The following is a 22211-nucleotide window of genomic DNA, read 5'->3' on the forward strand; positions in this document are numbered from 1 at the left end:
AGATCGCTACCGCGACGCATCGAGCAGCCACGATTCTGCTTCCATACGTCCGTCATTCAACGGAAGTGAGCCCAGGACATCAAAGGGCGTTCGGCCAGAGAGCAGCGAAGCCATGAGAGACGCCGCGATCTCGGTGGTAGTTGCGTCGGTCGACAGTACCTGATGACCGTTGGCGATCAGCCAGTCCGCGATTCCCGTCTCCTCGGTTGTGATGATCTCACAGCCTACGGACAGTGCTTCTACGATCGGGAGTCCAACTTGCTCTCGCCATCCAACCTCGCGCTGCGACAGCAGCGCCAAAGCTTTCGCTTGCTTAAGAAGGGCAAATATTTCGTCGCGTGCCGGCGATATGACGAGCGAGCACTCCGCTCTTTCTCTGACGAACACTTCTACCGCGGACTGGTGCTCACCCGACCCGATAATGGTCAGTTCAGCATTCTGCACCTGAGACCGAACCTGATCCCACGCGGCGAGTAATTCGAGTATTCCCTTTCGACGCTCAAAAGTACCCAGGAAGACGAGGTGCGGTCCTCTCGGACGAGGCGCCGGCGACTCGTCGATTTGCGCATCTGGAAGCGCTAGTATGACTCGGCACTCAGCGCGAACCTTGTCGTACCAGAACATGGACCGTCGATAGTTATCTAGCGCTCCATGGGTCCCGAACGCAACACGGTCAAGCAAGTTCATCGCGAGAGTGGTCACCAAGTGCACCAGCAAATTACCGAGTCGCCGAGGAAGTCGCAGCGTTTCGGACAACTTCGGGCCCTGGCTACAGTTCTCGATACAGTAACTCACGGACACGGGACGCTCGACTCGAAAGAGCATGATAAGCGGGAAAGCAAATCGAATAAAAATCAGAATTGGAAGGGTTTGCGGCCAGCACCGAACGGCGAGCGGTTCTGGCACTTCCACCCACCTCGGGCGAAGTCGAATGATGGCAACGAGAAAGTCCCAAACTCCGCCCTGGCGCAGGCGATCACCAGCACTTTTTTGGACCCCTGCGTCGAAATCGAGCCGCGTTCGCTTGAAATAGAGATACGCCGAGGGATTGAGTAATATTCTCTCGACGTGTGCCGTTCGTGCAACAGGATAGTATTTCAATAAGGACTCAGACATTAGCTTTTTCCGATTGCCTTTCGCGAAGTGCTGCAGCTGCCGCGGAATAGGCTTCGAACTGACGCGTCCTACCTCCGTAACGCTGCCCGTCGCGCTTCTCCGCCACCTTCGCGGCGGCAAGGCGCGCAGCGTAACCTGCGCGCACCGTCGCACGCCACAACATGCGGCAGAACCGCGAACTGCTGATTCTCCACTCGTAGAAATCGTAGAGGTTGACTAACCACGCGGTGCCGGCCCGTCCGTCGACGCCCGCAGAACTTCCCCCGATCGCGTGATGCACCTCAAGGTCAGTTACAAGTAGAACATCGTGCCCCGCATTGCGAACCCTATAGCAGAATTCGACGTCCTCGGCGTACATAAACCATCGTTCAGAGAGCCCACCGAGCTCTCGCCAGAGAGGGAGAGGCACCACCATGCACCCGCCCGTGACCCAATCCACTGGTTGAAGCGATTCGAGGTCGTGAAGCTTGGAGCCGTAGATGTACCAGCCACGTAGCCACGAGATACTCCCCGGTGCGAAAGCTGCCAGCCCGGAGCAATGAAGGACTGTCCGCCAGAGCGTTGGGAACATCCCACCACCGACCGTTGCGACGGCTGCGTCGGTCGCCCGCACGACTGGTCCGACCACTGACTCGTTGTCCACAGCAAGTTTCGACAGTTGAACGAGAACATCCAGGCTGGCTCGAACGTCGGGATTGAGGAGCACGACCACATCCCCTGCAGCCTGGAGGGCGACGACGTTCACGGCGCTCGCGAAACCGTCGTTCGAGGAGTTGCGGACCAGGGTCACACCCGGGAACCGCCCTTCGATTAGGTCGCAAGTATCGTCGGTGGAGTCGTTATCGACCACGATGATCTCGCCCCCGCGGTCTAAGATTGCCGCAATACTGGATAAGCAATCGCAAATGACGTGGCCACTGTTGTAGGTCACAATCGCGATACTCACTGTGGGGGACACATCGCCTTCTTGAGGGTGCGCACGATCAGGAGATCCAGAACCTGCCACGTTCGGCGCCGCCTTTTCGGTGATATCTGGGCACTTTGCCACCATGCATTGCGGAGATTGAACCACGCTCGTCGCAGTCGCGCACGCCGAACTTCTACGGCGCATCGATGGTTCGAGGAATCGACGGCAACCACAATCGCGAATAAATTTTTCTCAATGCAACCCAGAAAAAGGCGGCTCTGTTCGGCTGAGAAGTTGCTTCAAGTTCGGCGCCTGGTTCTTGAGCTGGGCCTCATAAGCAACGATGAAGTCTGGCAAAGACGCGCCCGTCTGGCGACCGATGCTGTCGCTAGATACCGCTAGCTGGCTCCTTCTACTATGGACAGTCCGCTTGTACTCGCCGTGCCTCTACACATGTCATGCTGAGCCCGTGTTAAGCGTCTACGCTCCACGTGAGACGACCGTCGCAGGACGCTCTGAGATTTTGGTTCGACCGCGTATCGAAACTCGAAGCTCAACAGAAGAAACGGTTTTCGCCTCGACCACAGTCAAGCGATCATCAGCAGCGACCGTCATCATGACCGTTCTGGGTATGAGATTGGATTTACGATGACAAATGGCCAACGTCAGAGGGCGGACCCCAGAGACGGCGTGCATGAGGCACTGTCCGCACTGCGGCGCGGGTGGCTCGTGGTGCTCATCGTCGGTGTCATCGTCGGGGCGGCAGCACTCGCCTTCAGCCTCGCGCAAACGCCGATGTACGCCGCGACGGCGACGCTTTATGTCACATCCGGGAGCGATGACAACAGCAACGCTGCGTATGTCGGCGGACAGGCCGCGCAGCAGCGAGTCGCGTCTTATACGAAACTTGTGAACTCCGACGCGGTGCTCGATCAGGCGCTCAGTTCAGCGAAGCTACAAATTTCGACGTCAGATGCGCGTAAGGCTTTGTCTTCGTCATCCTCAACGTCGACTGTCCTGTTGTCGATCACAGCGACAGAGTCGAGCCGATCCTCGGCTTCTGATCTCGCTAATGCTGTTGCCAGGTCGATGACTGCCTACATCCAGAGACTCGAGACTCCCGCGGGAGGGGGACAGCCGCTTGCAAAGCTGACCCTCGTTACGCCGGCAGTCGCAAGTTCAACACCGGTAAGTCCGAAGACCACCCGCAACGTTTTGCTCGGCTTGTTTGTTGGGGCAGCCATGGGCGCAATCTGGGTTTTGGCCAGGTCACGGTTCAATAATCGTGTCCGATCGGAAGAGGATCTCGCGACCGTGTCCGAATCGCCGGTCCTCGGCGTCGTTCCCACCGATAGCTCGCTCCGCAAGCAGGGACTCATCGATTTCGCCTCAGGCGCAACGCCAGCGGCAGAGGCATACCGAAAGCTCCGGACGAATCTCTCTTTCACTAGCGTCGACAAGCCAGCGTCCATCATTCTCGTCACCAGCCCTATGGCTGTTGAAGGCAAAACGACCACAGCAATGAACCTTGCCGCAGCCCTCGCCGAGGTTGGTCATAAAGTGGTCCTAGTCGACTCCGATCTGCGTCGGCCACAGGTAGACCGACGAAGCGGCCTCATTGGCGGTGTCGGTCTTACTAATTTCCTCCGTGGAGATGCAGATTTGGAGGATTTGGTTCAGGAGTCGAAGATGGCGAACCTGTGGATGCTTGCCAGCGGTCCGCAGCCTCCGAATCCAGCAGAGTTGCTGGCGACTGAGCGCGCGCGGAATGCCTTGAAGCGTCTGGCCGATAGTTTTGATTTGGTGATTGTCGACAGCCCGCCGGTTCTACCGGTCACCGATGCGGCAATTCTGTCAGGTTATGTCGATGCTGTCTTGCTCGTCGCACGCGCTCGCGCGACGAAGGTGCGCGACCTCCAATCCGCGATTGAACAACTCGGGGTTGCCCAGACTCCGGTAATCGGGACGGTCTTGACCGAGGCAGACGTTCGCTCTGCCCGCTACACCTACTACGGCCAGCGGCTCGGACCGGGCAAGCGTCCACGAAGTCAGGCAGTGGTCGAGACCGCGCTTGCCTCAGACGCCGCGCAGCACCGGGCAGATTCGCATTAGCTGACAGGCTCTACGTCTCTAAATCTCGGAGCGGGATTCAGCACTGCTGAGGTGACTGCCACCTGGCGCTCATTCCTCGTCATATGCCTCGACTGCGCAGGGAGCGAAGGCCGACTCCGTCATTCAACCGCCGGTCGCCGCGGTGGTCCATCCGCTGACCGGTATGTACCACGCCAAGGTCAACCTCGCCGCGACGGCGGACACCCACTCGGCCGCGATCCAGGCTGCCATCGACGCCGCGAAGGCCCGCCCGGCGGGGAAGGTTTACATCCCCGTGCTCGTGTCCGTGAGCAACCAGTCGTTCGTCGACATCAGAGGCGGCTCCGCGACGGGCAACTTCTCCGCCGGCCTGATCAGGGACTCGTTCTCGTCGATCTCCGAAGTAGGCACGGTCCGCTGGCCGTTGGGCCGTGTCGTGTCGTCGAACGGGTTCAGCAAGCAGTTCGGCGTCGACGCCGACGGCAAGATCACCCCGTTCAAACGGTCGACCACCTTCTTCGTCAACGCCACCGCCATCGTCGCGATCGACGCCAGCTATCACCCGATGGCCGGGCAGGACATCACCCTGATGGCGTTCGGCAGGCCGATCATCCTGTCCAACGCCGGCGCTGACAGCACGACCGACCTGAACCTACGCGGATGGGGACCGACACTCGTACTGCCCTAGCGCGCCACCGCCAACTTCCGGCGGTACGACGCGGCAACAGGCTAGGTGCTCGTCGGGACCTCGGTGTCCGGAGCGCTGTCGTCACCCGTCACCACGAAGACGGCGAACTACACCGCGCTCGACACCGACGGAACAATCCTCGCCAACGGTGTCATCACGATCACCCTGCCGACACCCGCTGCGGCGGGCCGGATCTACCGACTCAAGAACATCACCAGCGGCTCCACCGTGACCGTGCCGCCAACCACCGGCACGATCGACGGACAGGCGAGCGCCTCACTCAGCGCTCTCGCGGTCGGTCGCTATCAGTGGGACGGCGCGAACTGGTGGGCGATTTGCGATCGTCGTGCCAGCGCATAAGGCGAATCCCGAGCCAGCCAAGGAACGGCCAGATCAGAAAGAACGCAACTGCTGACATCCCCTGCTCGGGCCGCACGTACGTGTAGAGGAAGTACAAGGTCACCAGCACTGAGATGACATCGAGTGCGCGCTTGATGTCAGACGGGATCCTCAACGTAGACCTCGTCGTCGGTGGCGGGATTGGCGGCGAGTCCGATGATGACCGCGACCAGTGACAGCGGTGCGAGCCAGGACAGCGCGTCGAACGAGAAGAACATGACGACGACCGCGAGCAGCGGCAGCCGCATCCTTTGCGACTGAACAGCGGCGACGAGCAGGGCCACTATCAGCGCCACGAACGCGACCAGTCCGCCGGTGATGAGGTAGCCGACGAACTGGTTGTCGACCGCGGAAAAGCTCGTGCCGACGAACGTCTCGATGACGCCCTTCTGCTGGTCGTACCCGGTCCCGACAATTAGCGGCCCGAGGTCGCGGTCGAGTAGGGCGGGCAGCGCAGACAGCACGCCCGATCGGTGGGTGAACGACCCAGACGCTTCGAGCGCGTCGACGCCGAGCCAGCCTGCGATTGTTTCGCCGCCGATCAGCACGTAGGCGACGACGCCGAACACGGCGGCGATCAGCGTCGGGACGGTGCGGCGGGCCAAGCCGGCGATGACCGCGACGAGCACGACGGCGATAAGCGCGCTGCGGGCGCTCGCGAGGAGTAGCGCGCCGAGGCACGCCACGTACATCGACCTCCGCACCGCCACGGGGATGCGGTCGGCGAAGGCAACGGTGATGGCGAACATGACGACCATCAGGAACGACAGGGGTAGAGGGTGTCCGAGGGTGCCAGTCACGCGGACCGCGTCCTCGAACAAGGTCGATTGCAGGAACGCGGGCACCGCCTCGGGGTCGAGCGGATCACGCAGGGAACCGATGACGTACAGCGGTGTGCGGGTGACGAACTCCTCGTAGAGAGACAGGGCCAACTCGACCGCGACCAGCGTCACCCCGCCGGCGTACATCGTTGTCATGTCTTCGCGGCTGGCCGCGGCCACGGTCGGCACGAGCACGAATACCACCAGGGCAAAGAAGAACCATGCTCGTGCTGACGACTCGGGGTTCAGCCCCGTGCACATCCCGACCGCCGCCAGGGCAACCCAGAACGCGAAGGTGCTCGCGGGGGCCGTGACACAGCGACGTTCGCCGACCCCCGCCCGTATCAGCATGACCACGACGGCCGCGCCGATGATCGACAGGCTGACGCCCTTCATCGCGAGCACGGGGAACAGCGTGAGTGATGCGACGAAGCCGACCGCGAGCAGACCCCACACCCGCTCTCGCGGAGCGAAGTACACGGCGACGAAGAGGATTCCGGCTGCGGCGACGGCAGCGAACTTGGGCGACGTCAGCGCACCACCCACTGACAGCGCCGAGAGCGCTAACACGAGCGCGATGGGCGCGAACAGTGGCGACCGTTCAGCGCCCAGCTCGTCGTCGACGTCAGCGCGAGGATCGGTCACGGTCACCGGCTGATTATCGGACACGGGTGCGGTTCCGGCATGTCGACCGACCGGTCCACCCGCCCACAGCGATTTTGGGACACGGCTTACGCCTCCGATGCTGCGATCAGCGCGGCTTCGTTCCAAACGAACTCTGGATCCTCCTGAACAGCGACGATGCTGGCACACAGATCGTGCAGCCACAGAGTCGATCCGCCGCGCCCGTGCTAGAACACCCGACCACCAGCTCGCGTACGGCGTTGATCGCCCGATAATTCGCCAAGGCATTCGCAACTCGGTCGTTGTGCTGTCGCGATGACGTGCCCATTTCCTGACCTACGCGACGCGGCTTGGCCGCGCGGCGTAAGGGGTGGCGAGGTCAGCGACCGACTTGGTCTTATCTGCAACTGAGCCCCAGTAGGCATTTTGTTCCGACGGCCGTGCGATCTGTCGGGCATGTCTAGCGACCAACTGACCCCGCGCGCAGCCTGAAGCCGCCGGACATTACAGGGGCGTTCATAACCACCGATTCTCGACGACGCCGTCCGGCGGTCGAACAATTCAGTGACAGTGAAGGTGCCTGGCCCCAAGCTCAGGGTTTTGAGTGAACGCGAAAGCGGCCCCTGCCTACCAGCTTGACAGCTGCCACGCAAGCAACCTCACCGCGGTACCCACCCAAGCTTCGTCAGGACCACATCGACAGCTGAAAGTGTTGGTTTACACGGATCCTGGCCCTTGAGGATCGACTTGTCGGCCTCGTACTTGATACGCAGATAATAAGTCGCCGGGACCTGCGGACCGTAGACCACAGCGTCGCAGGTCGTTGCGCCCGTGGTTGTCCGGACCAACTGCTGGCCGTCGACCTTCATCGTCACCTGAGCGAACTCGCCGAAGTTCTCGCGCATGTTCCCGCCAGACTCTCTGTCGACGAAGATCGCGAAGTCCTTGCGGGATCCGGACACCGGCCAGCGGCACCCAGCAAGTCCCCCCGACGACTCGGCAGCAGGGCCGCCGGCGGTATCGCCGTAGACGAGCGGCGCGAGGTCCCCTGTTCCCAAGAGCCCGCATAAAGCAGACCCCGTCAGATCTGCAGGCCGTACCGGTGTCGCAGGAGCGGAGACAGTCGTCGAGGAGGCTGTGGGCTCAGACGCGGGAGTGTCGCCTGACCCGCAGGCCGCCACCGCGACTATCGCACCGAGTAGCACCACGCCGAGCCCCGCCGCACGCCACCGCGTCATTTCAACCATCCTTTCGAAATGTCCTCATCGACGCTGCTCTGGATACGGGCGATGAAGTCCGCCTGTACTTGACCGGGCATGTCTACCGCCCAGTCATTGTCCGCATGCCATTCCTCCACGAGCTCAATCACCCGCCTCGCAAAACTCCTGCTGGGCCACTGAGGGGTACCTGTCCGCGGTTGCCGGCGGTGGTGAGGTCGATTCGGGCCGAGGCACCTACGGGGAACAGTCACGTCACCTGGCGAAACTGCGGCAAGGGATCCCCAGGAGGGCACGAGCGCGTTACGGGCGCGTTCCGATCGGCGGTGCGCGGCAAACGCTCGGATGTTGGCGATCCGGCAGCCTAGGGTGACTCATGGCGCTCACACGCTCCGTACGTGCAGGTCTCCGTCGGGTCGGTGTCGATCTCGTGCGCTATCCCGGCCTGGGTCCGACGGTCATGCTGGCGCGGATGCTCACGACTGCGTCGGTCGACTGCGTCGTCGACGTGGGAGCGAACGGCGGCCGGTACGGGCAGGAGGTCCGCGAGGCCGGATGGGCGGGCGCGATCGTGTCCTTCGAGCCACTGTCCGAACCCTTTTCGCGGCTCCAGGCCGCGTCGGCCAAGGACTCGCAGTGGACCGCGCACCAGATGGGTCTGGGTGATCGCGACCAGTCCGCGCGGATGCACATCGCCAGCAACGCCGGCGAGAGCAGTTCGCTCCTCGAGATGCTGGACGGCCACAAGCAGGCGGCGCCGGACATCGGATACGTCGGCGAGGAAGAAGTCCAGGTCCGCCGTCTCGACGCGGTCGCGGCGGACCTCGTGCCCGCAGCCGATCGGTGCTTACTCAAAGTCGACACCCAGGGATTCGAGCGGCACGTCCTCGACGGGGCCGCGGACTTCATCCGCGACCGGTGCGTGGGCGTCCAGCTCGAGCTGTCCCTCGTCCCGATGTACTCCGAGGGGATGTCGCTCGAGGACGGGGCGGCGTTCGCCGCGGCGGCCGGCTTCGAGACGGTCAGCATCTTCCCGGGATTCACCGATCTCACCAGCGGCCGGATGCTGCAGGTCGACGCTGTCTACATGCGGCCGGGTGTCCTGTGACGCCGAGACCGACACGTGGGTGGCAGTTGGCCGGGTTCACCGGGGCCGGCTACGACAAGGGGCGACCGCTGGCGGTCCAGGTCGCCTGGTTCGTGTGTCTGAACGTCGTCTTCGTGAAGTGGTGGTGCCCGGCACGCCTCCGATCGGCCCTCCTCCGCGGGTTCGGTGCCGACATCGGCCAGGGAGTTCTCATCCGCCATCGGGTACGCGTGCACTGGCCGTGGAAGCTGAGCGTCGGCGACCACTCGTGGATCGGTGAGGGTGCCTGGCTGCTCAATCTCGAGCCGATCCGGATCGGCGCCGACACGGTGATCTCGCAGGAGGCGCTGCTCTGCACGGGCAGCCACGACCGCCACTCCCCCACCTTCGAGTTCGACAACGCACCCATCGCCATCGGCGACGGGGTGTGGGTGGCCGCACGGGCGACCGTGCTGCGCGGGGTCACCATCGGGGACAACGCGGTGATCGGTGCCGGCAGCGTCGTGGCGCGCTCGGTCGCCCCCGGAGAATTCGTCGTGGACGGTCGATAGTCGTGTCGCGTCTACGCGACGCATGTACCGATTTGAATCTACGATGCACTTGTGTGGGTGATCTACCGCACACCCGGGGGCCCGACAGCAGCAAACACCGAGGTGGCGTCCCCGATGACATCGGACCGAGCAGGCAGCGAGAGCGCACTGCCGGCTGCTCGACGCCCGGTGTCCGTCGCCATCGTCGGCATCAATTTCGCACCTGAGGTCACCGGCATCGGCCCGTACACGTTCGGGCTCGCACGCGGACTCAGCGAGCGCGGCTTCACGGTGTCGGTGCACACCGGCATCCCTCACTATCCGCAGTGGCGCAAATGGGATGCCCCGCCCGCGGTGGCCGCCACCGTGACGCCGTCGGGCGGGTCACTCGTCGTCAAACGCGTCGACCACCACGTACCGCCGATCGTCACCGCCCGGGGTCGCGCACGGATGGAGCTCAGCTTCGCGATGCGGTCGATCGCGGCGGGGATCGGGACACCCGACGCCATCGTCGTGATCAGCCCCCCGCTCATCGCTGCGACGATCATCACGCTCTACGGACGCCTGCGCCACATCCCCGTCGGGCTCGTCGTCCAAGACCTGTACAGCCTGGGCGCCATCGAGACCGGTCTGGCTCGAGGCCGGACCAGCGAACTCATCACCCGCATCGAATCGTGGTGCGTGCACTGGGCGTCATCGGTGGTCGTGATCCACGACCGGTTCGCCCGGTCGATCGGCGCCCTCGGCATCCACCAGCCGCGCATGGTCACCATCCGCAACTGGACGCACGTCGTCCGCTCCGACCCGTCGGACCGTGCATCGACGCGGGACCGCCTGGGCTGGGGCGCAGCCGAACTCGTCGCGGTGCACAGCGGCAACATGGGTGTGAAGCAGGGCCTCGAGAACGTCGTCGAGACAGCCCGTCTCGCCGCACAGCGAGGTGCACCGGTCCGGTTCGTGCTGATCGGCGACGGCAACCAACGCGCCCACATCGAGGCCGTCGCCGCGGGAGTGGAGACCATCTCCTTCCTCGACCCCCTCCCCGAGGACGACTACATGGCCGCACTCGGCGCAGCCGACGTGCTCCTGGTCAACGAGCGTCCCGGCGTGGCCGACATGGCGGCTCCCAGCAAACTCACGAGCTACTTCGCCAGCGGTCGACCCGTCATCGCCGCGGTCGACCCGGCGGGTGTCACCGCCGACGAGATCGCCCGATCGCGTGCCGGGGTCACCGTCCCGCCGGCCGATCCCGAGGCACTGCTGGACGCGGTCCTCGCACTGGGACGGGACGATGACGCGATCCGGCAGCTCGCCGACAACGGGGGCCGCTACGCCGGTGACGTCCTCGACGCCGGTCAGGCCCTGGACGCCTACGCCGACTGGTGTCGCGACCTGGCGCGGGGTGCGGCATGACCGCGCTGCGTCAGACGGTCAGCGACCGGAAGTTCGCCACCGCCCGGTACACCGCCGCGATCGGCCCGGTGGAGTTCACCGGCGGCATCCAGGGGATCCGCGACCGGCTCGCCGCGATCGCCGCACAGGGGGCGCACACCCGCGTAGGTCTCGTGCCGACCCTCGACTCCGCTCGGTGGGACCACGACATCCGGCGTGGGACCTCGGTGACCGCGGCCGATCTCGACGTCGACGACATCGGGGGGTCGATGCAGCGGGCCGCGGAGATGTCCACCGCGGCACTCGACATCCGCGTCAGCGGCGACCACCTCTTCGCGACCTGCGACCACGGCATCGGCGACGGCGTGTACATCACGGAACTGCTTGCCGCTCTCACCCAGTCGTCGACGCCGACGTTCCCCAGCTTCCTCGTCGACGGCGCGTCGGCGGTGCGTCGTCCCTCCGCGCTCGCACTCGCCTCGGCGGTGCGACACCATCCGGGAGCAGTCGTCGACGCGACGCGGAGGGTCCTGCGCGGACGCGGCACCGCGACGGGCGAGGCATCGAGAACCGCACCCGACGCGACCACACGCAGCGTCTTCGTCGCCAGTGACCCGGGATTCCCCGACCGTCTACGCGCGCTGCGTGACCGCGACCATCCCGATGCCAGCGCCACCACCACGATGACCTGGTTGATCGACCGGCGACTGCGCGCCGCCGGCGTCGCCCTGGCCGACGACATCACCCTGATGGTGAACCTCCGGCGATACCTGCCACCCGGATCGGTGTCGACGTCGAACTTCATCGGTGCCATCACCGCGCCGTCGACCTCACCCCCCGAGATGAGCACCACCGTCCGCACCGTGGCCGGTGGTGCCGATCTCGTGGTGCGCCAAGCACTCTCCGACGCGCTCGGCGCGGTGCGACCCGCGGGGCTGCGTGATCCGCACATCCGGCGATGGGTCGCCGGCGCACCCACCAGGCTCATCGTGTCCGACCTGTCGGCCAGCCCGGCGATCGCCGCGGCCCGCTGGAGCACCACGTCCGCGTCGCCGCGGATCTTCGGGGTCGCAACCGTCTGCACCCGCAGCGACGAACTCAACCTCGTCTACAGCCGCGTCGAGGACACCGTGTTCGTCACCGCACGGTTCCTCGACGGCGCACAGGATCCGGACGTCGTCGGCTCCGCACTCCGCGAGGCCCTCGCGAATCCGGTCGGTGCGGTGTGAGGCGCGCGATGATCGCCCTCGCCCTCTGTGCGGCCACGGCCCTCACGTCCGTCGCGTGTTCCGACGACCCCGCGCCGACGACCGCCGTACGGTCACCGATCCCCGTCACACCGTCGCTCCCGCCGGCGCCGGCCGATCGTGGGACGATCGTCACGGCGACCCCCCTCACCGATGCGACACCCGCCCTCGCCCAGGCGGCCTCGCAGGCCGTGCGCGCCACCTACGTCTCCACCGACCCCCGCACGGCGGCCGAGGTCCGCGTCACCGGCGCGTTCTTCCTCCCCCGCACCGCACCGCCCACCGGCGGGTGGCCGGTCATCTCGTTCGCCCACGGCACCACCGGCACATCGAACGGGTGCGGTCTGTCCCAGTCACCCGACCTGCGCGGGTACGCCGGCACCGTCGTCGGATTGCTCACCGCGGGGTACGCCGTGGCCGCCACGGACTATCGCGGCCTCGGGCCCGACGGGGTCCACCTCTATCTCGATCCGCTCACCGCCGCCTTCGACGTCATCGACGCCGCCCGCGCGCTGCACCGCCTGGCACCCACCACGTCCACCCGATGGCTCGCCTACGGCGATTCGCAGGGCGGACAGGCGGTCTGGGCGGCAGCAGAGCAACAGGGCGACTACGGCGCCGGTCTCACGATGGTCGGTGCGTTGGCCACCAAGCCCGCCGCGAACGTGACCGCTCTGGCGCAGCTGGCGGCCGACGGAGACCTCTCCATGCAACAACGCACCATCGCGGCCATGGTGGCACTGGGCGCAGCGAGAGCGTCCGACGGCCGGCTCACCGTCGCGCAGGTCCTCCCCGCGATCCCCGCCGCGACGGTGGGCGATCTCGTCGGATGCGACGCGGCCACCAGAACCCGCGCCCTGCAGAGCATCGGCCCCGACGGCTTCGCCCCGGCACCCGACGCCGTGGGCGCGTACACCACCGCACTGCAACGAGATGCACTGCCGCAGAGACGGTCGACCGTCCCGATCCGCGTCGTCTACGGGTTGGCCGATCAGCTGATCCCACCCGACTGGGTGACCACTCCGATCGCACAGGCGTGCGCCGAGGGCAGCCAGGTGTCCCCACGGGCCGTCCCCGGGAAGGGGCACGGGGACACCCTCCTCGACGACTCGGATCTGCGATGGGTGGTCGACCGGTTCGCCGGGCGTCCGGTGACGGACGCGTGCCCGTGAAGATCCTCCACATCGCGACTCTGTTCACCCCCGACGGCCAGTTCGGTGGGCCCACCCGCGTGGCCGGCCACCAGGCCGTCGAACTCGCCCGACGGGGGCACGAGGTGACGCTGACCGGAGCCGCACGCGGATGGGAGTCCGATCCCGGCGACGCGTTCCCCGGTGTCCGGTGCCGCTTCTTCCCCCAGCGCCGATCGGTGCCGGGTCTCGGCGTCGCGGGGCTCCGCGCCCCCGGTGCGCGCGCGTTCGTCGCGGACAGCGCACGTCATCACGACGTCGTCCACATCCACCTCGCGCGGGACCTCGTGACGCTGCCGGCAGCGATGGCCGTGCGACGGTCCGCGGTCCCCTACGTCGTCCAGTGCCACGGGATGATCGACCCGTCGTCGCGAACGCTCGCCCGACCGCTGGACCGTGCGGCGACGATCCCCGCCCTGCAGGCCGCGCGCGAGGTGCTGACACTCACCCCGACGGAGGAGGGCGGTCTCCGCGACGTCGCGGGGCGTCTGCCGTTCCGCCGCATCGTCAACGGCGTGCCGGTCGACGGCTCGATCCAGCGCACCGGCGACTCGACCGAGGTGCTGTTCCTCGCCCGCCTCGACGAGCGGAAACGACCTGCGCTCTTCGTCCGCGCCGCTGCGGCCCTGCTCGATGCGGGTGTGCAGGCGCGGTTCACCCTCGTCGGACCGGACGGCGGGCAGGCGGCAGCGGTCGACGCCGAGATCGCGCGGAGCGGCCACACCGACCGGATCGTGCGAACGGGACCGATCCACTCCGACGACGTCCCGCGCCGGATGGCGCAGAGCGCGGTCTACGTCCTGCCATCCGTTCACGAACCCTTTCCGATGACCGTCCTCGAGGCGATGTCGGTGGGTGTACCGGTGATCGTCACCGAGACCTGTGGACTCGCCCCCGCCGTCACGCGTGCCCGCTGCGGAGCCGTCGTCGACCACGGCGACGACGCGCTCGCTGCGGCCATCCGCACCATGCTCGACGACCGTGACGCCGCCGCCGCGGCGGGCGCTCGGGGACGTGCTGCTGTGGCGGAACAGTTCTCGGTGTCCGCGGTCGTCGACGACCTCGAGGAGATCTACCGCGCGGCGTCACCACGTCGACGGGAGGGGGTCGCATGACGATCGGCGACCTGCGTCACCTGCTGCTCACCCGGGCGGTCCTCCTGCTCGCCGGCATCGTCGTGGGCGCCTCGCTCGGCTGGTACGTCTCACACGACTCGACGCGGTACTACACCGCCACCGCCACAGTCCTTCCCGCCGTCGGCGGCGGCTCGTCGGATCCGGGCGGCTTCGCGCAGTCGGTGTTCATCCAGTCGCGCGTCCCCGAGTACGCGGCGTTCGGGACCACCGACTCGTTCCTCGACCGTGTGATCTCCACCGACAAGCTGCCGCTGAGTCGAGATCAGCTCGGGGACAACCTGTCGGTGACGGCACCGAAGAAGACCGCACTCATCGAGGTGAGCGTTCGTGCGACCACGCCCGAGGCCGCCGTGACGTTCACAAACGCCACCGCGGGCGTGCTGGCACAGGTCATCCCCGAACGGGAGAACCTCCTGCCGGTACGGGTGACCGTGGTCGATTCCGCGATGGCACCGTCGGCGCCGGACGGCAAACGTCCGGCCGAGGTCATCGCCATGTACGGGATCCTCGGTCTGATCGGCGCCTTCGCGCTGTCGCTGCTCACCACCCGCCGGGCATCGGAGGTGCCGGCATGACCGTCGTCCGCCTCCTGCTGTGGTTGCTGCCCCCCTCTCCGGTGAAGAACATGCTGCTGCGTCGGATCGGGGTCACCCTCGGCCACGGGGTGCGGATCGGGCCCACCGTCGTCCTCGGGGATGTCCGATTCACCCTCGGCGACAACACCTCCCTGGGAACTCTCAACGTCTTCCGGTCGCTGCGGCTGGTCCACCTCGACGCGGACGCCTACATCGGCAACTTCAACCAGTTCACCGCCGCACCGGACCACCGCGCGGTCGACCCGGAACTCGGTCTCCTCCGCCTCGGCCGCGGCGCGGGGTTCACCAACCGGCACCACGTCGACTGCTCCGGGAGGTTCCTCGTCGGGGACATGTCCATGATCGCCGGCATCCGATCGGTGTTCCAGACACATGAGTTGGATCTCGCCCAGAACGTGGCCCGCGCGGGTGACATCGTGGTGGGCGCGCGGTGTTTCACCGCGACGGGCGTGCAGATGCTGCAGAACTCGTACCTGCCCGACCGGTCGATCCTCGCCGCCGGGTCCACCCGGACCGCCACGGCCCCCGGGGATCCCACCCGGCAGCTCTACGCGGGCACACCGGCCCAGCCGAAGAAGGACATCTCGGGGTGGGCCTGGTTCGACAGGATCGCGGTCCACACGCCCGTCGACCTGCCGACGACGGAGACCCTCCGATGACCGTCATCGTCTATGCCCTCGTCGCGGTCATCGCCGTCCTCGTGGTGACGGTGCGACGAGGCGAGTTCACCGCTCTGGGCGACGAGGACCGCTGGGCGGCGGTCGCCGTCGTCCTGGTCACAGCCTGGCCGATGGCCTGGACGTTCGTGTTCGGACCGGTGATCGTGTCGACGCCTGCGTCGTCGCTGTTCCCGGCACTGTGGTACCTGCCGTCGGCGGTGATCGCAGTACTGCTGCTGCGCAGAGCATTCGACTCACCGGGCTTCCGGATCGATCTGCCGGTCGCGATGATCGCCGGCGTCTCCGTGCTCGCGCTGTTCCCGCTGCTGCTCGACGGGGGCACGTTCAGCGAGATCCAACGGTGGGTTCTCGGTGGGGTCCTCCTCACCATCCCTCTGCTCAAACGCGAGCGCGTCACGCTGGCCGCGCTGGCCTGGGCCGCACGGGCCAGCCTGCTCGTCATCGCGATCACCGTCCTCGTCGCCGTCACCGTCGTGCCCGGCGCGGTCGGCTCCTGTCGCACCGACAAGTGCGGATCGGCAGGCGAGGCACTGACGTCCGCGTTCGCCGGGAACGGGAACGTGCTCGGCCTCGCCGTCGCCCTGCTGCTGCCGTTCGCGCTCGTCGGGCGACGGTGGCCGCACGTCATCGCCCTCCTCGTCGCGGTGGTCGCCCTCGGCGAACTGGCGGGCAGCCGAACGGCGTTGATCGGCGTCGGGATCGTCACCCTGATGACCGTCGCCCTCCGCACGTCGAGCGCGCACCGTGCGATCCACCTCATCGGTCTGCTGGCATCCCTCGGCCTGTCGCTGCTACCCGTCCTGCTGTCCTATGGCGACGAGGCGTTCAGCTTCCGCGGCACGCTGTGGAACGAGGCGAAATTGCTCATCGGGCGACACCTCGTCCTCGGCGCCGGACCCGCCTTCTGGGAACGGCTCGGGACGACATCGGTCTACGACGCGAACTACTCGCCCCACAACGCATGGCTGGACACGACGCTGTCGGTGGGAGTCGCCGGCGTGATCGTGATCGTCGGTGCGATGGCGCTCAAGGCGTTCCTCCTCGAGGGCGAGGAACGATCCGTCTTCATCGTCGCCGTCTGCGGCCTGCTGGGGATCTCGACGCTCGAGAGCCTGATGACCCCCTACTTCCTCGGCATCCTGCCGTGCGTGCCGGTTCTGCTGCTGATGATCGGCCCCGGTCGCCTCCTCGTCCCCCGCCGCATCGGACTGCCACGACGGCGACACCCCGCACCCGAGCCTGCCCGGCTCGAGACAGAAGGAGCGTCATGAGCGAGATACTCGAGCTCGTCCGACGGCGACTGGTCTTCATCGTCCTCTGCGGCATCGTCGCGGTGGCGGTCCCGGCCGCGCTGGCGACCGCGTCGCCCGACTCCTACCGCGCCACGTCCCGCCTGTTCGTGGGCACCTCTGCCCAGGACGTCACCGCCGCAAACCAGGGCAACCTGGCGGCGCAGTCCCGCGTCCGGACCTATGGCCTGATGGCGGTCGGTCCCGAACTCCTCGCCCGGGCGGCGCAGAGCTCCGGCGTCGGCATCACCGGAAGCGAACTCGCGAAGCGGATCTCGGTGTCGACTCCACCGGACACCGTTCTGCTCGACATCGCCGCGACCGCGGGTGACGCGCAGGAGGCCGCAGCCCTGTCCGACGCGGTGGCCCAGCAGCTGGTGTCGTTGGTGTCGCAGGCAGAGCGCCCGCTCCGCGGTGGCAGTCCCTCCCTCGGTCTGTTGATCCTGCAACCCGCCGACGCCGGTGTCACGAAGGTCCCGGTGCTGCAACCGACCCTGCTCGCCGCCTACGGCGTCGGTGGACTGGTGCTCGGTGCGGTGATCGCGATCCTGATCCCCGGGCGGTTCCGGCTGGTCAACCGACGCAAGGCCGATGGCACGACGACGTCGACGCCGGCCGACGAGACCGATGCCGCATCCCCGGCGCAGGACACGAGAACCGCCCCCGCGGCGACCGCGCCCGTCGCCGATCGTTCCCTGCAGACGTCCCTGGACGTTCCGCACCCGGTGGAACGCGCAGAGACCCACCGGGCGCCCGCGGAACGAGCGCCGACGGAACGGGCAGCGGTGGATCGCACGCCGGCGGGGCGGGCGCCTGCGGCACCCCCTGTCGGGCCCGTCGCATCCCGCGAGATCGGCCACAACGGGAACGGCCACCGCCCGAATCCGGAGACCAACGGCTGGGAGGCGACCACCGACCCGCGCGGATGGGTGTCCCCCTTCGCGTCATCCGCGACGACCCCCGCACCACGGCGGCGACACCGCCGCGAGAGCGGCGCGTGGCAGTTCGGCGACAGCCCGGACCCCCTGTCCCCGAACGGCGGACGCGACGACCGCCGGCGGGACGAGACCGCACCGTCATGAGCCCGTCGTCGCGGGGCGAGGGTCTCAGCGTCATCGTGCCGTCCTACAACCCCGGACGACACCTCGAGACGGCGCTGACGAGCGCGCTCGCACAGCTCGGGCCCGCCGACGAGATCGTCGTCCAGGACGCCTGTTCCACAGACGGCACCACCGATGTGCTCGCGCGCATGGCCGCCGCCGACCCGCGACTGCGCGTGGTCTCCGAACGCGACGACGGCCAATCCGACGCGCTGAACCGTGCGCTGCGCAGGGCGGCGAACGGTGTCGTCCTGTGGCTCAACGCCGACGACATCATCGTCGACGGTGGTGTCGACGCCATCCGAACCGCACTCGCCGCCGATCCGACCGTCGACCTCGTGGTGGGGGCACACCAGATGCTGCGCGAGGACGGGACGGTGATCGACCACTATCCCGGCCGCCGCCTCGACGTGGACGGGATCCTGCGACGTGGCCCCGTCGCGTTCTCCGGCTCGATCGCCATGCGGACCGAGTTCCTCTGGGACGCCGGGGGATTCGACGCGAGCTTGAACACCGTGATGGATCTCGAGCTGCAGCTCCGCCTCGCCGAGAGGACGCCGCGCCAGGTCGTCGTCGACGCACCGATCGGTGCGCTGCGCTTCCACGACACCTCCAAGTCGGCGACGCTCTGGCCACAGTTCGTCCGCGAGAGCCACCGTGTGCGGATGGCGCACGCTCACTCCCTGCCGACGCGGGCGATCTCGGTGGGCCTGACGGGGATGCACGTCCTGTACGGAGTGACGTTCCGTATCCAACTCACCGACGGATACCGCAGACTCCGCCGACGGATCGTGTCCATCCGGTGAGCGTCACGGCGGTCGGGAACCGACGGGTCGCCTCGCTCGCCGTGGCCCGTGTCGGCTCTCGCGCCGTCAGCTCGATCGCGCTGGGCATGTCGCTTCTGCTCATCGCCCGCGGGACCTCCGTCGCCGACTTCGGCCACTTCATGACCGCATACACCGTCGGCCTGATCGTCGGTCTCGCAGTGGGTTTCGGCGCACCCACCCGGATCCTGCGGGCGGGTGTGGAGAAGACCACCCTGGCGGGCACGCTGTTCTCCACCCACACCGTCGCCGTCACGATCGCGGTCGTCGTCGGCCTCACCGCCCTGGCCGGCGTCGGCGTCGCGACCGTCACCGTCGCCGGTGTGCTGTTCGCGGTGGGCGACACCGTGCAGAACTACGCGCAGGCGCATCTGACGGCGCGGGACCGCCAGGTGCTGGCGAACATCGTCGTCGTCTCCCACCGCCTGATACCGCTGGTGGCGGTCATCTGCTCCCTCGCTCTCACCGCACGGGTCGACTTCGCGGTGCTCGCCGCGGTCTACCTCATCCCGATCGCGATCGGCGTCCTCGCGCCGATGTCCGACGTCTCCATCGGTGCGACGCGTGCATGGCGGGAGGCCCTGCGCGGATCCGGCGGCTACTGGGTGTACTCCCTGGCCGCGGTGATCCCACAACTGCAGATCCCCCTGCTGGCGCTCGTGGTGGTACCGCAGCTGGTCGGTGAGTACTCGTTGGCCACCCGGGTGATCGGGCCCATCACCCTGCTCACCGCATCGCTGTCCGCGGTCCTCGTACCCGAGCTCGCGCGCCGCCTCGACGACGTCATCGCGTTCCGCACCCTGTACCGGTTCTCGACGAGGCTGTCGGGGGTCTACCTGCTGATCGTCATGGTCGCCGCATGGCCCGGCGCACTCGCGGTGGTGGCTCTCGCCGGTCCGAAGTACCGTGACGCGGCCGTGCTGGTGTTCGCGATGATCGTCGCGGCGGGGATCGCCGCCTTCGGGCAGGCGGCCAACTCCGTGCTGCTGGCAGTCGGCGGAGCGGGACTGTCGGCGGTGGCCATCGTGGCCGGTGCGACGGTCGGGCTCGGCCTGTTGGTCGTGTCCGGTGTGTGGCTGAACGGCGACTGGCTGTGGGTCGCGCCTGTCGTCACCCAGATCATCACCCTGGTCATGCTGGTGGGGTTCGCCGGCTCCCGAGAGCCCTCGACGGCGCGGCATCGACGAAAGGCCCTCGTATGACACGCCGTCGCAAGACCGACATCGCAGCTGCTCTCCTCTGCCTGCTGGTGTCCGCGGTGTCCGCATGTGCCCCGGTCCGGGCAGACGCCCCTCGCGTTCTCGGCGTCGCGAGTATCGCGACGCTCACCGACCGCACCAGCCAGGGATACGACACAGAGAACGACGCGATCCGCCGGGTGGGGGCGACGTGGATCCGGATCGTCATGAACTGGAACGAGATCGAGCCGGTGCGGGACGTCTACGACTGGGGTCGCATCGACGGCGCGGTGACCAGCGCACGGTCGCACGGGCTGTCGGTGCTCGCCCTGCTCAGCGGGCCCGCCCCGGCGTGGGAGAACTTCCTCGGCGCGAACCAGGCGGCCGCGCCGCCCGCCGACCCCGCACGGTTCGGCGACTTCGCCCGCGCGGCAGCCCAGCGCTACGCCGGCAGCGTCTCGCACTGGGAGGTATGGAACGAACCCAACCTCCCCCAGTTCTGGTCGAATCCGTCACCGGACGGTTATGTCGCGACACTCACGGCCGCGCACCGCGCCATCACCTCGGTGCAGCCCGATGCCACGGTGGTGACCGGCGGGTTGTCCACTGCCCCGGGAGGAATCGGGGCCGTCGACTTCATCCGGGGCATCTACGCCGCGGGCGGTGGGGCCGCCCTCACGGCTGTCGGTCTCCATCCGTACTCGTATCCCCACCCGCTTCGGGGGTCCCGAGCCTCGCGGACCATCACGGACCTGCGGGCATTCCTCACCCGGACAGGGCACGCGGACACGACGATCTGGATCAGCGAATGGGGTCAGCCGACCGGTAGCGGCGCGACGGCGGTCACCGACGACCGACAGGCATCCATCCTGGTGGACGGGTTGCGTTTCCTCCGATCCCAGCCGGGGATCGGACCGGTCTTCCTGTACACCAGCAAGGACTGGTCACCGAACCCGGCGGAGGCCGAGCTCAACTTCGGCTTGTACCGCTTCGACTGGACACCCAAACCCGTCGTGCAGCGACTCCGGTCAATGTCCTGACACCGGACGGAGGTGTGGTCGTGTCTCGACACTGACGATGGAGTTCCACGACGGCACGGCAACCTTGTCGGCCGCGGTGAGCTGCTGTGTCCCCAGGGTGGCGATGTCGGCGTCGACCATGATGCGGGCGAGCATCTCCGCGTCCACGGTCGGATCCCATCCGAGTTCGTCCAGCGCCTTGCTGTAGTCGCCGATCAGTGCATCGACCTCCGTCGGCCGGAGGTACCGCTCGTCGAAGCGCACGTGGTCCCGCCACTCCAGTCCGGCATGAGCGAAGGCGACCTCGACGAATCTCTCGACCGTGCAGGGTATCCCGGTGGCCAGGACGTAGTCGTCCGGCGTGTCGGCCTGCATCATCCGCCAGGCCCCTTCCACGTACTCCGGTGCGTAGCCCCAGTCGCGGATGGCGTCGAGATTGCCGAGATACAGATGATCGCGGAGTCCTGCGCGGATCTCAGCGACCGCCCGTGTCACCTTGCGGGTCACGAACGTCTCTCCACGACGGGGTGATTCGTGGTTGAAGAGGATGCCGTTGACGGCGAACATCCCGTATGCCTCGCGGTAGTTCCGGGTGATCCAGTAGCCGTAGAGCTTCGACGCGCCATAGGGCGAGCGCGGGTGGAACGGTGTGGTCTCGTCCTGCGGGGGTGGCGTCGACCCGAACATCTCCGAACTCGACGCCTGATAGAAGCGACAGTTGCCGCCGGTGAGTCGAATCGCCTCGAGGATCCGGGTGACGCCGATCCCGGTCGCCTCACTGGTGTGCTCGGGCTCGTCGAAGCTGACGCGGACGTGCGATTGCGCGGCGAAGTTGTAGACCTCGTCCGGCTGGATGGTCGCGATCAACGTCATCAGGCGCGCCGTGTCGGTGATGTCGCCGTAGTGGAGGTGGAACCGACTCTTGTTCTGCGGCTCCACGTAGAGGTGTTCGATACGTGGCTTGTAGAGAGTGGAGGAGCGGCGGACGAGTCCGTGCACCTCATAGCCTTTGAGCAGGAGGAGTTCGGCCATGTACGAACCATCCTGACCGGTGATCCCGGTGATCAGCGCCCGACGCAT

The 22211-nt window shown here is 66.9% G+C and carries 21 protein-coding genes; 16 read left to right on the forward strand and 5 right to left on the reverse strand.

The genetic code is table 11. The annotated features are described in order from the left end of the window. Positions 1-6 precede the first annotated feature (6 nt). Both ACXVUM_RS03455 and ACXVUM_RS03460 read right to left on the reverse strand, forming a co-directional pair. On the reverse strand, positions 7-624 hold the full coding sequence (locus tag ACXVUM_RS03455; protein ID WP_458520471.1) for a glycosyltransferase: 618 nt from the start codon (positions 622-624) through the stop codon (positions 7-9). A gap of 484 nt (positions 625-1108) precedes the next feature. Further along, positions 1109-2227, reverse strand: a complete 1119-nt coding sequence (locus ACXVUM_RS03460; RefSeq protein ID WP_458520472.1) for a glycosyltransferase family 2 protein — start codon at positions 2225-2227, stop codon at positions 1109-1111. Between the two features lie 444 nt (positions 2228-2671). On the opposite strand from ACXVUM_RS03460, the gene ACXVUM_RS03465 reads away from it, so the two are divergent. The 3 genes from ACXVUM_RS03465 (at position 2672) to ACXVUM_RS03475 (ending at position 5162) form a co-directional block, all read left to right on the forward strand. Beyond that, positions 2672-4135: a polysaccharide biosynthesis tyrosine autokinase gene (locus tag ACXVUM_RS03465; RefSeq protein ID WP_458520473.1), complete on the forward strand. Its 1464-nt coding sequence runs from the start codon at positions 2672-2674 to the stop codon at positions 4133-4135. Positions 4136-4277: 142 nt separating this feature from the next. Continuing rightward, the gene (locus tag ACXVUM_RS03470) at positions 4278-4802 is read left to right on the forward strand and encodes a hypothetical protein (RefSeq protein WP_458520474.1); all 525 of its coding nucleotides are present in this window, start codon (positions 4278-4280) and stop codon (positions 4800-4802) included. Between the two features lie 63 nt (positions 4803-4865). Next, complete coding sequence (locus tag ACXVUM_RS03475) at positions 4866-5162, forward strand: hypothetical protein (protein WP_458520475.1); 297 nt, start codon at positions 4866-4868, stop codon at positions 5160-5162. Positions 5163-5299: 137 nt separating this feature from the next. On the opposite strand, the gene ACXVUM_RS03480 is transcribed toward ACXVUM_RS03475, so the two are convergent. Together ACXVUM_RS03480 and ACXVUM_RS03485 are read right to left on the reverse strand one after the other, a co-directional pair. Beyond that, complete coding sequence (locus ACXVUM_RS03480; RefSeq protein ID WP_458520476.1) at positions 5300-6835, reverse strand: hypothetical protein; 1536 nt, start codon at positions 6833-6835, stop codon at positions 5300-5302. A gap of 470 nt (positions 6836-7305) precedes the next feature. Continuing rightward, the gene (locus tag ACXVUM_RS03485) at positions 7306-7893 is read right to left on the reverse strand and encodes a DUF3558 family protein (protein ID WP_458520477.1); all 588 of its coding nucleotides are present in this window, start codon (positions 7891-7893) and stop codon (positions 7306-7308) included. Between the two features lie 346 nt (positions 7894-8239). Between ACXVUM_RS03485 and ACXVUM_RS03490 the strand changes: the two genes are divergently transcribed. The 13 genes from ACXVUM_RS03490 to ACXVUM_RS03550 all read left to right on the forward strand — a co-directional run bounded on the left by ACXVUM_RS03490 (position 8240) and on the right by ACXVUM_RS03550 (position 21152). Further along, positions 8240-8971 carry an FkbM family methyltransferase gene (locus ACXVUM_RS03490; RefSeq protein ID WP_458520478.1) on the forward strand — a complete coding sequence of 244 codons (732 nt, stop codon included), beginning with the start codon at positions 8240-8242 and terminating at the stop codon, positions 8969-8971. Beyond that, positions 8968-9501 carry a WcaF family extracellular polysaccharide biosynthesis acetyltransferase gene (locus ACXVUM_RS03495; protein WP_458520479.1) on the forward strand — a complete coding sequence of 178 codons (534 nt, stop codon included), beginning with the start codon at positions 8968-8970 and terminating at the stop codon, positions 9499-9501. The genes ACXVUM_RS03490 and ACXVUM_RS03495 overlap by 4 nt, the downstream gene beginning before the upstream one ends. Before the next feature lie 114 nt (positions 9502-9615). Next, entirely contained in the window at positions 9616-10893 is a 1278-nt protein-coding gene (locus ACXVUM_RS03500; protein ID WP_458520480.1) for a glycosyltransferase family 4 protein, read from the forward strand. After that, the gene (locus ACXVUM_RS03505) at positions 10890-12101 is read left to right on the forward strand and encodes a hypothetical protein (RefSeq protein ID WP_458520481.1); all 1212 of its coding nucleotides are present in this window, start codon (positions 10890-10892) and stop codon (positions 12099-12101) included. Before ACXVUM_RS03500 ends, ACXVUM_RS03505 begins: the two co-directional genes overlap by 4 nt. A gap of 8 nt (positions 12102-12109) precedes the next feature. Beyond that, a complete protein-coding gene (locus ACXVUM_RS03510; RefSeq protein WP_458520482.1) occupies positions 12110-13291 on the forward strand; it encodes a lipase family protein in 1182 nt (393 codons plus the stop codon). Beyond that, positions 13282-14424 (forward strand): glycosyltransferase, encoded by a 1143-nt coding sequence (locus ACXVUM_RS03515; protein WP_458520483.1) that lies wholly within the window; start codon positions 13282-13284, stop codon positions 14422-14424. The genes ACXVUM_RS03510 and ACXVUM_RS03515 overlap by 10 nt, the downstream gene beginning before the upstream one ends. Then, entirely contained in the window at positions 14421-15020 is a 600-nt protein-coding gene (locus ACXVUM_RS03520; RefSeq protein WP_458520484.1) for a YveK family protein, read from the forward strand. The genes ACXVUM_RS03515 and ACXVUM_RS03520 overlap by 4 nt, the downstream gene beginning before the upstream one ends. Beyond that, positions 15017-15700, forward strand: coding sequence for an acyltransferase (locus tag ACXVUM_RS03525; protein ID WP_458520485.1), 684 nt, complete (start codon positions 15017-15019; stop codon positions 15698-15700). Before ACXVUM_RS03520 ends, ACXVUM_RS03525 begins: the two co-directional genes overlap by 4 nt. After that, positions 15697-16992 (forward strand): hypothetical protein, encoded by a 1296-nt coding sequence (locus ACXVUM_RS03530; protein WP_458520486.1) that lies wholly within the window; start codon positions 15697-15699, stop codon positions 16990-16992. Before ACXVUM_RS03525 ends, ACXVUM_RS03530 begins: the two co-directional genes overlap by 4 nt. Further along, positions 16989-18092, forward strand: coding sequence for a YveK family protein (locus ACXVUM_RS03535; protein WP_458520487.1), 1104 nt, complete (start codon positions 16989-16991; stop codon positions 18090-18092). The genes ACXVUM_RS03530 and ACXVUM_RS03535 overlap by 4 nt, the downstream gene beginning before the upstream one ends. After that, positions 18089-18916, forward strand: coding sequence for a glycosyltransferase (locus ACXVUM_RS03540; protein ID WP_458520488.1), 828 nt, complete (start codon positions 18089-18091; stop codon positions 18914-18916). Before ACXVUM_RS03535 ends, ACXVUM_RS03540 begins: the two co-directional genes overlap by 4 nt. Then, entirely contained in the window at positions 18913-20136 is a 1224-nt protein-coding gene (locus tag ACXVUM_RS03545) for a lipopolysaccharide biosynthesis protein (protein ID WP_458520489.1), read from the forward strand. Before ACXVUM_RS03540 ends, ACXVUM_RS03545 begins: the two co-directional genes overlap by 4 nt. Further along, positions 20133-21152, forward strand: coding sequence for a cellulase family glycosylhydrolase (locus ACXVUM_RS03550; RefSeq protein WP_458520490.1), 1020 nt, complete (start codon positions 20133-20135; stop codon positions 21150-21152). The genes ACXVUM_RS03545 and ACXVUM_RS03550 overlap by 4 nt, the downstream gene beginning before the upstream one ends. Here the strand turns inward: ACXVUM_RS03550 and gmd are convergent. After that, positions 21141-22211 (reverse strand): GDP-mannose 4,6-dehydratase, encoded by a 1071-nt coding sequence (gene gmd / locus ACXVUM_RS03555; protein WP_458522768.1) that lies wholly within the window; start codon positions 22209-22211, stop codon positions 21141-21143. The two genes, ACXVUM_RS03550 and gmd, sit on opposite strands and share 12 nt — an antisense overlap.

The sequence above is a fragment of the Williamsia sp. SKLECPSW1 genome (genome assembly GCF_054332755.1).